This is a genomic window from Agrobacterium sp. SORGH_AS_0745 (genome assembly GCF_030818995.1).
Taxonomy (GTDB): Bacteria; Pseudomonadota; Alphaproteobacteria; order Rhizobiales; family Rhizobiaceae; genus Agrobacterium; species Agrobacterium tumefaciens.
This window is the reverse complement of the sequence record NZ_JAUTBI010000001.1, coordinates 77,699-90,475: the sequence shown is the minus strand read 5'-3', so window position 1 is coordinate 90,475 and position 12,777 is coordinate 77,699. Positions and strand designations below refer to the sequence as shown.

General features: G+C 55.2%; 5 protein-coding genes. 3 read left to right on the top strand and 2 right to left on the bottom strand.

The annotated features are described in order from the left end of the window. The first annotated feature begins 22 nt into the window (after positions 1–22). A complete protein-coding gene (locus tag QE432_RS00420; RefSeq protein WP_306622790.1) occupies positions 23–1,123 on the top strand; it encodes a citrate synthase/methylcitrate synthase in 1,101 nt (366 codons plus the stop codon). Positions 1,124–1,563: 440 nt separating this feature from the next. On the opposite strand, the gene QE432_RS26595 is transcribed toward QE432_RS00420, so the two are convergent. Continuing rightward, complete coding sequence (locus QE432_RS26595) at positions 1,564–1,923, bottom strand: DUF982 domain-containing protein (protein WP_112391479.1); 360 nt, start codon at positions 1,921–1,923, stop codon at positions 1,564–1,566. Positions 1,924–2,476: 553 nt separating this feature from the next. Beyond that, positions 2,477–3,655, bottom strand: coding sequence for a polysaccharide biosynthesis/export family protein (locus QE432_RS00415; RefSeq protein WP_373465076.1), 1,179 nt, complete (start codon positions 3,653–3,655; stop codon positions 2,477–2,479). Positions 3,656–3,931: 276 nt separating this feature from the next. Between QE432_RS00415 and QE432_RS00410 the strand changes: the two genes are divergently transcribed. Together QE432_RS00410 and QE432_RS00405 are read left to right on the top strand one after the other, a co-directional pair. Continuing rightward, complete coding sequence (locus tag QE432_RS00410; RefSeq protein ID WP_306622788.1) at positions 3,932–11,368, top strand: SDR family NAD(P)-dependent oxidoreductase; 7,437 nt, start codon at positions 3,932–3,934, stop codon at positions 11,366–11,368. Further along, complete coding sequence (locus QE432_RS00405) at positions 11,369–12,769, top strand: aminotransferase class I/II-fold pyridoxal phosphate-dependent enzyme (protein ID WP_111801886.1); 1,401 nt, start codon at positions 11,369–11,371, stop codon at positions 12,767–12,769. It begins immediately after the preceding gene. The last annotated feature ends 8 nt before the right edge of the window (positions 12,770–12,777 follow it).

Below are 12,777 nucleotides of genomic sequence, written 5' to 3'. Positions count from 1 at the left end.
CATTTAACTGAGGAGAATGACAGTGTCCGCAATACCCGCTTTCGTTGGCCGCATTCCGGTTTCCGGCCTTGATGAAGTCGTCGCCGCCGAAACCATCCTCAGTCACGTGGATGGGCAGGAGGGTGAACTGATCATTCGCGGACATCACCTGGCGGAACTTGCCGACTGGTCTTTCGAACAGATGCTGGAACTCCTCTGGGCCGGGCAGACCCCGGAGGTGATGACTATGCAGAGCATTCGATTTAAACTGGGAGCGGCACGGCAGCGCGCGTTCGGCCTCATGGAACCCTTGCTTCCCGTCCTGCCCAATCTTTCCTCTGTCGAGGCGTTGCGCCTTCTGCTGTCTTCTTTGCCGGACGAGGAAAGCACTTCGCATCACGTGATGGCTGTTGCGGCCATTCCGGTCTTTGTCGCGGCCATCGTCCGAAGCAGGCAGGGTTTTGTCGCGATAGCGCCCGATGCCATGCTCTCCTTCTCAGCCGACTTTCTACGCATGATATCCGGCGCTCAGGCATCGCCAGATAAGGTGCGAGCGCTTGACGCATACTTGACCACGGTTGCCGATCATGGATTGAATGCTTCCACCTTCAGCGCGCGGGTTATTGCCTCAACGGGGGCGGGGCTTTTTTCATCTGTGGTTGGGGCGCTTTGCGCCTTGAAGGGGCCTCTCCACGGCGGGGCGCCGGGTCCAGTGCTCGATATGCTTGACGCGATTGGATCAGAAGCAAACATAAGTCCCTGGCTGCGAGCTGCATTGGCCCGGGGCGAGCGCTTGATGGGCTTCGGCCACAGGATCTACCGCGTGCGAGATCCGCGTGCAGACGTGTTAAAAGGGGCTGTGTCGGCTCTCGCGGACGGCTCCGATCGTATTTCCTTTGCGGGGAAGGTGGAGGAGGAGGCGCTGGCCCTTCTAAAGGAAAAGAAGCCCCTGCGCCCACTGCAGACAAATGTAGAATTCTATACGGCGCTTTTACTGGAGGCCGTTGGTTTCCCTCGCGACAGTTTTACGAATGTGTTTGCAGCAGGACGAATGGCGGGCTGGACAGCGCACGTGCTGGAACAGGAGCGCACTGGACGGCTCATCCGGCCACAGTCCCGCTATATAGGCCCTCAACCGAGATGAGATCATTGCGTCAGTGTGATGCGTGTTAACACGTCGCCGATTGACAGTTTGAGTCCATAATGTCATCGAAATCGCGTCGGCCCACCCTTACCAAGCGGATTGAACGCCAGACGTTTGGTTTGTCGTTTCACCGAGCCATCTCTGGCGCTCCTGCCAGATCGCATCGGCGACAATTCTGTTTACATCTTTCTCGCCACGGCAGAGGTGCTTAGACGTGATGACCCAAGCCATTATTTTCACATCTTCTGGATAATCGTTGTGCTCAACCGGCATTGCATAAAACCCATTTGTCTTGGCTTAATTAAGCACAAGTTGCATTGCGCAGACCTTGTGTCACCTAAACTAAAAGTCGCATTTCCAAAATGCAGAGAGGCCAGGCGCTTAACAATGCCGCAGCCTTCACTCGCGGCCTGTTTTTGGGGACGCGCAACTAGGTTGTCCTAGTCCCGCTGACGATCGACAACAAGCATCGCTCCGAAATCGCTCAAAATCGATTGCCTTAGCGCCTTTCTGATGTCCTGTTCGAACTTATCGGGCGATGCTTCTGGAGTGCTTACGTATCTAAGCCCGGAGGTAGAGGCTGCATGGATGAAGCTGGTGAACGCGATTTCGTCATTCACCTCGCCTTTAAGTGCTTTCGTGCACGATACTACGGCCTCTTTGTACGATATATCTCGAGCGCCTGGCCATTGATCAAGGAGATACGATGCCGCACCACGTGTCGACGAGATGCGGGCATAGATCCGACTCTGGCCGCCGAGCTCGATCTTGACAGTGCTGTACCACCTTCCAGATTCCATTGATGCTCTCCAAACAGATAAAGAGCATATTACTTTATTGCCCTTGCGTGGAGCTTGTTCAACATCAAGAGAAAATCGTAAATTTGAAAAGACTTCCTGTCGCTCTCCACCCTATGTTTAGTTACTGAACTTTCCTTGCTTTCGACAGGACACTCATCAGAAATAGAAGATCGAAAGCACAAACCGGAGGAGTCATCGCTGCCGATATCCGCTGATGGTGGGGATTGGCCAGTGCTATTGTGGCCAACAAAAACTGCTATTCGCAAAATGTACGATTCCGCCTCGGTGAAGGTAGATTCGTTTCTAAAGAGACGCTTGGCTTTGACTGGCTGCGGGGTCCTGTGCCGAAAATGCCACAAGCGAAGTAGGGAATACGCCCTTGATAGCTGACGCGATACGCCGCGATGAATTACAGTGAGGGCTTCGCCACTGCGCAGACTGGCTCGTGTATGCTATCGGAGAAGCCTGACGATCCGGTGTGTGCGAATAGAAGAGCTGTTTCCACCACGCAATTTTGATGGGTACGAAAGCGGGTTACCGTGAAGTGCGCTCGTTAGTCATTGAAGTTATTGTAAATGCCCGCGCCACCGGAGACGATGCTAATTGGCTGGCCGATTATCGTCACAAAGCGCGTGAAGTCTATAGATGGATGGCGCGACGCATATATGACGTCGCGAGCTTTCACATCAAAGTTCTGACCGACCAACATGCTTCCGGCTCGCGTCATATCGAAACGATAAACGATGGGGTAGCGGCCGAATTTGTCCGGGCGCATACCCCGGTGGATTAAGTCATTAAACTTCTGCTGGCCAACGAGGTCTATGATGATGTCTGGCTCTTCGTACCGGAACACGAAATATCCCTTCATGTCGCTTGTACCCGCCGAGCCACCTCCAGCAAGTGCAACGGCTTCCAACAGGTTAAGGTCGTTCGCGCCAAATTCGAGCCGGTTGTTCGCTTTCACTGATCCAAGGACGGTGAACGTGCGAGGCTCGCGGGTGACGAAGACTTGGTCCCCGGGTTGAACGTAGATATTTTCCTGCGGGTTCTGCACCAACGTTTTGAGAAGCACTGTTCCCGTCTTCGACTGCCGTGTCAGCGTCACGTAGCTTTCGTAAGGTTGTGCCGTAGGTCCACCCGCCTTGGCAAGCACCTCCATAATCGATTCGGGAACCAGATTGAGCGGCACCACGGCGGGGCTCTTGACAGCGCCGGAGACTGTGACGTTTCGAGACGCAGTGCTAGTGGTGTTGATAATGACATCCGGTTCGACAGCCTTACTTGCAAGTGCCGTCAAAATTGTTTGTCGCGCCTGCTCTAACGTCTTGCCTGAAAACGTCACGAGGCCAACGTAAGGGATCGCCGCCTTGCCGTCCGGTTGCACCACGATGTCCAGTGTAGTCTGCTTAGAGTCGCCTGTCGAAAAAAGACCATTGGAGCCCGCTTCGAAGATCGTGATCTTCAACTGATCTCCGATGCCAATCACCGGTCTTTTCACACCTCCGCCGATACCGAACCGACTTTGCAGCAGTTTTCCATCAAATTTTGATATCAGCGTCGCGGAATTTACGTCGATGTCGATGACATCGAATACAACATTTTGCCCCGCGGAAGTGCGCGTCATCGACTGTTTGGACTGTTCAAGCACGTCAGATGCCAATGGTCCGTCACCGGGAAGATTGTTGCACGATGTCAGTCCTAGCCCCACCAATAACAAGCCAGCTTTCTTCACAATTTCCCCATACATAAAACTCAAAGGTGCAAACGCAATAGCAAGAAACTATTAATGATGGCTACCCTGCCAAACCCTTCTCCAAAAAAAACCTTTGCAGCGGGACGAAAATTTGGCATCAGAAAAGCAGCGCACCAGTTGTACTCGTTCGTCAGTGTTTTCGCTGCGAACCAATTGGCCGTTTTCTTGCGGCTACGCAAAGTTGCAAAATTTGAGTTTTTTCGGGGCTAAGCTAGAGACAGATCATGTGCCGGTGATGCCCTAAGTGGATGAATTATGGCAGTCGAAATTCTCGGACGCGCATGCGTTGCTCCCTCCGCAAAAAATGTGCAAGAACTGCTTATTCTCTTAAAACAAGAGAAGTGCGCAGTTACCGCAATACCAGCTGAACGCTGGAATCCGGCGCGTTTCTGGCATCCTGCAAGAAGCGTTCAGGGTAAAGCATACACGTTCGCGGCTGGCGTGATTGATGATGTTTTCGCGTTTGATGCCGCCTTGTTCGGGCTATCGGCGCGCGAAGCAGCTCAGATGGATCCGCAACAGCGCATTCTTCTCCAAACGGTGTGGCGTGCGCTTGAAGATGCGAGGATAAATCCTCAACAACTCAAGCGGGAGCGCGTTGGCGTCTATATTGGCGCGTCGTCTTTGGATAGTGGCAACCTCCAGGTTGAGGATCCTGCTTCCGGCGGGCCTCACTTCATGACCGGCAACACACTTTCGATCATTTCAAATCGAATTTCACACATATTCGGTCTCAAAGGCCCGAGCATGACGATCGATACGGCATGCTCTTCGTCGCTCGTAGCGCTTCATCATGCCAGGCAGGCTCTCGAGGACGAAGAAATCGATACCGCTATCGTCGGTGGCGTCAATCTTCTTTTGCATCCTTTTCCATTCGTCGGATTCTCGCAGGCCAGAATGCTGTCGCCGGAGGGGCTCTGCCGAGCTTACGCGGAGAATGGGGAAGGATATGTTCGCGCCGAGGGTGCAGGGGCCGTCATATTGAGGCGTGCGGACCGTGTAGCCGCCGAGGGCGCACGCAGCCGCGCGACATTAGTCGCCAGCGGTGTTAACTCGTCCGGCAGAACCAATGGTATTTCGTTGCCATCCAGGGAAGCGCAAGCGCAGCTATTGAGTTCACTCTATAATGACACTGGCCTTGACTGCAACGATCTGGTGTTCGTTGAGGGGCACGGAACTGGGACTAAGGTAGGCGATCCGGCCGAGCTGTGGGCTATCGGAACCGTCATCGCGCAAGGCAGGTCCAAGCCGCTCCCGATCGGGTCGATCAAGTCCAATATTGGACATGCGGAGCCTGCATCAGGAATATTGGGGCTTATCAAAGCGATGCTGGCGTTGGAAAATGACTTCCTGCCCGCCACATTGCACGCTGATGTCCTAAACCAGACGATTGACTTCGATGGTTTCAATATTGAGGTGAACCGTGCCGCACGCCCAATAGAACGGGGCGAAAAGCGCCGACTCGCGGGCATAAACTCGTTCGGTTTCGGTGGCACGAACGTGCACGTGGTGATCTCCGATCCACCGGAACCTATTCCTGTCGATACGGCGCCATTTAACGGCTTGTTTGTTCTGTCCGCACACACGCAGTCGGCGCTTGAGTCGCTGTTGCAGGATTACGTTTCACGGCTGTCTTCGTCTTCGGCCGAACAGGTTGAGCAGCTGGTTTCCTCCAGTAATAACATGGCGCTCAAACACCGTTTCGTAGCCTTTGGCGATAGTGCCAGTGACATAGCGTCAGTTCTATCGGGTTATCTGCGCAATGGGGAAGGTGATCGTGCTCACGTTGGCCAAACGCCGGGTAAGTCAGTCAAGACTGTGTTCGTCTATGCTGGTAACGGATCCCAATGGGCTGGAATGGGGCTTGACGCTTACAAGGGCAATCCAGACTTCAGGGCCAAATTTGACGCCTTCGGCGACCTGTTTTTAAAGCAGGCCGGCCTTGACCTTTCAGCACTGCTTGAGGCTGGAGATTTGGAGAGGAGCCTGCGCGACACTCGAGTGGCGCAGCCGATACTCTTTGCCATTCAGGCTGCGTTGACGGACTGCCTTGTAGAAAAGGGTGTCAAACCGGACGTCGTGCTGGGCCATTCCGTAGGGGAGGTGGCAGCTGCCTACTCGGCGGGTATCCTCTCAGCAAAGGACGCCGTTACGATCGTCGCTGTTCGATCCAGGCATCAGCATTCCCTGGCGGGCCAGGGCGCGATGGCGGCCGCCGTGATGTCGGAGGCGTTTGCCCTCGGCTTTGCCAAAGAGCATGGTCTGGATAACATTGTCGTGGCCGGGATAAATGCCCACAACTCGGTGACGATTTCCGGTCCTATTGAAGAGATCAAGCAATTCAAGGCTTTGTCTCAAGTGTCGCGTCATGTCGTGCATGTACTTGATATCGATTACCCTTTCCATCATCCTATCATAGATAGCGAGAAGATGGCGTTTCTGCGGGATATGCCCCCATTAGCGCCGAAGTCCGGCCACACATCCTTCATCTCAACAGTGACTGGATCGTTGATCGACGGCGCCCAGCTCGATTCCGAGTACTGGTGGAAGAATGTCCGTGAACCGATTGCCTTCGAGGCGGCGGTCAGTCTTGCCGTTGAGAATGGTGGCAACCTTTTCCTGGAGATATCCCCTCGACCTATTCTGTCGAGCTATGTGACAGAAACTGTGAAGCAGCAATCCGCAGCTGCCGTGGTTTTGCCCACACTCAGCCGCCCTGGCCTCGATGGCGATTCTGACCCCGTCACGTCCATTGTACTTCGCGCAGTGGCACACGGCGTCGACGTACCATCGACTTCGATGAATTACATAGCACCATGCGACCTGCCGATCATTCCGTTCGAGAATGTCAGCTATCGACCAACTTCGACCACGGACGGAATCAACTTGTTTGGGCGCGATGGCGCCGATGGCACATACACCCTGCTTGGTTGGCGCACCGATCCCAACTCCTCCGCCTGGAAGAACCATTTGGACGCACAGCTGTTTCCGGATCTTGCCGGTCATGTAGTTGACGGCAAACCCATTCTCCCGGGCAGCGCATTTATAGAAATAGCGCTTCAGGCTGCACGGCAATTTTACGACGTTTCGGACGTGGAGATCACGAACCTTGAAATTTTCCGCCCGCTGGAGCTGCGGGAAACCAAGCTCATCGAGCTGTCGACCAAACTTTCACCCGAAACCGGTTTTATCGAAATTGCCTCGCGTGAGTATCTGAGTGACAATGGGTGGACGATCCATGCCACGGCACGCAGTCGCAAGCCGACTGAAAGTATCGGTAGTGTGAGGCTTCGGCCTTCCAGTACCGCAAGAGTCCATCAGATCGGTGGCGCGGAGGCCTATCAGACGGCCCGGAGCTTCGGTCTGGACTATGCCGCCTGTTTCCAACTTCTGAATAAGGCCGAAGTCTACAACGAGAAGCATATCCTGGTAGAGTTGCAGCCTGCTGCCGCTCCTGTCCATCCCTATCTGAGCTACGGTCTCGATCCGGTCTCGACCGATGCTGCGTTCCATGGCCTTGTTGCTCTTTTCGCTTTGTTGACGGGCGAAGCCGACGGTGCCCCCTATATTCCAGTGCGGTTTGGTTCGGTTCGGTTCGCTTCATCAGCGAAGGCTATCGCAAGTGCCGTCATCGAGATTCAACGCTTCAGCCCCCACAGTCTCAAAGCAAGAATCGATCTCATCGCAGCAGACGGAACACTGGTGTCATCTCTTGATGACTGTCGCTTTCGCCGCACTTGGCTGCGACAACATACGACCCTGGAAACGGCCACGTTTCATTATGAGGCGGTGCCGGACGCCGTCGAAGCGACCGTTTCGACTAAGCCCGCCAAAGTGGATGGACGCGGATACCTGCCAATGGTCGATTCCATCGCTCCCGCTGAAGGCACGATTATTCTCACCGCCGCCGTGCTTCGGGCTTCGTTCGATGTCGCCCGGCTGCTAGCCGACGGCAAGGACGCTGTCACGTTTTCTGCGCTGCCGGGAAATCAGGGTTTTCAATGCTATCTTTCGAGTTGTCTTTATGCGCTCGAGGATGCTGGGATGGTGCAGTCCAATGAGGAGGGGTGGCTGTTGCAGCAGCCCTGCGAACTGCCGTCGGTCGAAGAACTTCTTGGCCAGATCAACATCCGTTTTCCCGACCGTGTTGCCGAGGCTGTGCTTGTCAATAACGCTTATAGAGAAACGCTGGCGCGGCTTTCCGTTCAGTCTTCCTTTTCACGGACTGAGGGCAGCGTTTCGTTCATGAGCGAAGCAACAATGGACCATGTTCGCCACCATACCGCCTTCGCGCGCGAGCGCGAGTCACTTGTGTTGGCGGCAGTCGAGAACGCGCTGGGAGATGTCCAGCAAGGTGATGGCTTTACGATCATTGAGATCTGCGCGGTATCGCCGGCTTTCAGTCAAAGGTTGGCCGAACTGGCAGCGCTTAAAGGTGCGCAGCTCATCATCGCTGAGCCCTCCGACCATTTGCGTCGGACGCTCGAGATCGCTTTTGAGCGCAATCCGTCGATTTCCTGCTTGGACCTAGATAATCCTGTTTCACTAACTCGGGCTAATCTTGTCGTTAGCGCCAGCGGCGATGTCTATGGAAAGCTGAGCGGGGACAAGCGCCTGCAAGCCGTGCAACGTATCGCCGGCTCTGCCGCTGCGACCGTTGCTATCGTCGATCTGGCATCGTCCGGGTTTGCGGATTTTGTTTTCGGCCTTACGGATGGCTGGTTCTCCGGCAGCGCCACGCCCGAGTTTCCGATTGGGAAATTCGCCACCGAGGCAAAATGGCGTGCGCTTCTTGCCGAGTGCGGCTTCTCGCAAACACATATCCGGCAACACGAAAGTGCCCACGGCGCACTTTTGCTCGTAGAAGCTCAGGGGCCGGGCGCTCTCGAGGTTGAAACGGTCAAGACGATGCCGTTTGCGGCCGTAGTGGAAATAGTTGATGGCGAACACGCGTCCTCGACGGTCTTCGAGCCACTGCGTTGTACGACAAGGGGTGCCGAAGCGGAGTTCGCAACGTTCTTCACGGACAAGGAGGGCGCGCTGGCGTTCGTGTTCGATACGAGACGCCAGTGTAAGGGGTCTGACTGTTTGCAGGATGCGGTCCAAATCCTCAGCGCTTTGGCTGAGGCCGCACGCAAACATATGAGGTCCCAAAATTCGCCTTCTCGGACGAGACTGCTCGTCCTTGCCGAAGGTGGTTCGCCTGCCGGTTCGGCAGAACCTGATCCGACGGCAAGCGGTGTCTGGGCCTTCAGTCGCGTCTTGCAGAATGAATATGACGAACTGGAGGTTTTTCTGCTGGACCCGGTGGCCGATGGCGCGATGAGGCTCAACGCAATCTCTATGATACTTTCTTGTGACGGCCGAGAAAGGGAATGGGTACAGGATCGGCGAACCGCGCTGCTCTCCGTCGTGCGCGCTGTACCCGGCCACGCCAGATCTGCGAGTTTGAAGACAAAAAATTTCGAGAGCGCGACGATCCGCCAGCTTTTTGCGGGACGCATCGATTCGATTTCTTGGGAGCAAAACAACATACCAGCGCCCGCGGCTGGCGAAGTCAGTGTGAGGGTTGCTGCGACGGGGCTGAATTTCCGTGATGTCATGTGGTCCATGGGATTGTTGCCGGAAGAAGCTTTGGAGGACGGTTTTGCCGGCGCCACGATCGGTATGGAAATGTCGGGAACCGTTGTCGCTGTGGGTGAGGGTGTCACAGACCTTGTTCCGGGCGATGAGGTTATGGGCATCGCATCTCAGGCCCTGTCGACGCACATCACGGTAGCTCGAGACGGGCTCAGCAAAATACCGGCAGGCATAGATCCGGCAGCGGCCGCCACGGTTCCTGTAGCGTTCCTGACGGCATATTACGCGATGGTTGAGCTTGGCCGCATCGGCCGGGGCGAAACGATCCTTATTCACGGCGCAGCCGGAGGCGTCGGGCTGGCGGCGCTCCAGATCGCAAAGCTTCGTGGGGCAAAAGTGATAGCAACAGCGGGTACCGTCGAAAAAAGACGTTTCTTGTCGCTGCTTGGCGCCGATCACGTATTTGATTCCCGCTCTCTTGCATTTGTCGGTGACGTCCTACGCGTTACTGACGACAAGGGCGTCGAGCTGGTGTTGAATTCCCTGTTTGCCGAAGCAATGGAGCGCAGTTTCGAGCTCCTGAAGCCTTTCGGTCGTTTCCTGGAACTCGGAAAGAGGGACTATTACTCCGACCGGAAGCTTGCTCTTCGACCCTTCCGCCGCAATATTTCGTATTTTGGGATCGATGCCGACCAGCTCTTGATCAATGCGCCCGAGCTTACTCGACGTATTTTCCGAGAGATCGGGACACTATTCGCCGAGGGCAAGCTCGTTCCGCTGCCTTACCGGTCCTTCAATTACGACGAAACCGCCCCCGCATTTCGTCTGATGCAAAATGCCGGGCATATTGGCAAAATCATCATTCGTCCACCGCAGCCTAAAAGGGACGCAGTACAAAAATCAGGAGCGCACCATCTCGAATTGAGCCCGGGTGTGTACCTAGTCGTCGGCGGCATTGGTGGTTTCGGGCTCGCCGCGGCGGACTGGTTAGCGAGTCGCGGCGCGACGCATGTTGCTCTTTGCAGCCGACGTGGTGTTCCTGACGAGGAAACCCTTGCGGCCACTGCTCGGTGGAACGCTGCTGGTATCGCTTCGAGTGTTCATTCATGTGATGTCACTGACGAAGCCTCGCTTGATGCGCTACTTAAGAAATTGCGTGTTTACGGTCCTGTCAAGGGCGTAGTCCATGCCGCCATGGTCCTCGATGATGCGCTGATTTCCAATCTGGATCGTCAACGCAATCGAGCGGTCATCGAGGTGAAGGCGAATGGCGCCGGCAATCTGGATCGCCTGACACGCGAAGACGAACTGGAGTTGTTTTTGCTGTTCTCGTCGGCAACCACGATGATCGGAAATCCGGGCCAAGCCAACTATGTTGCCGCGAACGGATATCTCGAAGGTCTGGCGAGGTTGCGAAGAGCTGCGGGTCTCCCTGGGGTAGCGGTTGGCTTTGGCGCGATTGCCGACGCAGGATTTCTTACGCGCAACACCGGCGTTAATGACATTCTAGCACGGCGTATAGGTAAGACGGCGTTGACGGCAAAGCGTGCACTCAGCTTCGTCGAGCGCGTGCTGCTGAAGGATGGCGGCACGATCGATGAAGCCGTGGTCATGGTTGCCGAGATCGATTGGACTAGCGCGGCGTCGCTGCCGCTCGCGTCGCAACCACTTTTTTCGGCCATTCCACGCAATGCAATCTCGAACGCGGGCGGAGGAGAAGGGGACAGGATCGACCTCGCTACGCTCGTCGCCGGAAAGACACGTGAGGAGGCGAGCGCCCTTCTTCACGAGTTCCTTGCGGCTGAAATTTCCTCGATTCTCAAGGTTGCGGAAGACAGCATCAAGTCTGACAAGGCTCTCAAGGATATCGGACTGGACAGCTTGATGGCAATGGAACTAGGTGCCAGTTTCCAGCAGAAGAGCGGGATAGATATTCCGTTCTCGGGAATGGGAGAGGGCGCAACGATCGGTGACATCGTACAGAAGCTTTACGATAAGGTGGTGTCAAGCACCGTGACCGACAGAGAAGACGGGGGACAGGAGGACGCGTCCTTTTTAGCGGCGTTGGCGGAAAAGCATGGTGCCAAAAAGCAGGAACGGAAAACAGTTTAGATGGTGGATGACGAAAACGGCGACGCCGGTGGGACGAAAAATGCTGGCGCCGACTATTTGAGCTTGCTGCGTGACCGACATGAAGCGGCTGGTCAGAACCGGCTATCGCGGGTCAACAGGCGAATGCCGGAGCGGATAAAAGCTCCCAAGCGTTTTGAGGATCTGGCGGAGTACAAGAAAATTCTCGCTCAAAAGGCGATTAGCGGGCTTGCAGGAGTCGATAATCCTTTTTACCGGTCGCATGAGATGGCAGCTGGCGCCACCACGCGTATTGGCGGCAGGGAAGTCATCAACTTCGCGTCCTATGATTATCTTGCCACAAACAGCCATCCGGCCGTGCATGCTGCTGCCATCGAGGCTATCGATAAATTCGGTATATCGGCCTCTGCAAGTCGACTGGTCGCGGGTGAGCGGCCACAGCATGGACTTCTGGAGCAGAAGCTTGCCTCCATCTATGAAGCGGAGGCGTCTGTCTGTTTTGTCAGCGGTTATCTCACTAATTCGACCGTCATCAGCTGCGTCATGGGGCCAAAGGATCTGGTGATCCATGATGAGTTGATCCACAACAGCGTTCTTGCCGGGATAAAGCTATCCGGTGCTACTCGTCGTTTTTTCCGTCATAACGACACTGCCGATCTGGAAAATATTCTGATGGGTATTGAGGGCGAGTTCGAGCGCGTTCTCGTGGTTGTCGAGGGCGTCTATTCAATGGACGGGGACGTCACTCCACTTCCGCATTTGATCGGCCTGAGGGGCAAGTTTGGTTTCTGGCTCATGGTCGATGAGGCTCATGCGTTGGGAGTTTTGGGCGAGAAGGGAAGAGGAACCTTCGAACATTTCGGAATCGATCCGTCAAATGTTGATATCTGGATGGGCACACTATCTAAGACAGCCTCCAGTTGCGGCGGCTATGTGGCGGGATGTTCCGCCCTCATCCAGATATTAAAGGCAAATGCAGGCGGCTTTGTTTATAGCGTGGGTCTCCCGCCGGTATTGGCAAGCAGCGCGCTAGCCAGTCTTTCGATCCTTGAAAACGAGCCGGATCGCGTTGCACAGTTACGTGAGAACGGTAGATTGTTCCTCGATGTTGCACGCCGAGCCGGTCTGGATACAGGCACTAGCGGAGGTCATTCCATCGTTCCGGTTATTGTCGGTGACTCGCTGCGTGCCGTGCAATTGTCCAACGAACTATTGAAAGCAGATGTCAATGCGCTGCCGATCATCTATCCTGCAGTGCAGGAGGGCATGGCTCGGATCCGGTTTTTTCTGACTAGCGATCACACCAGAGGCCATATTGAGACAGCCGTGAATCTAACGGCTAATAGCCTGAACGATCTGTTGAAACGCAACGTCGGACTCGGAAGCCTCGATATGCAGCAAGTCGCAAAATTATTCAGCTAATCAGACCC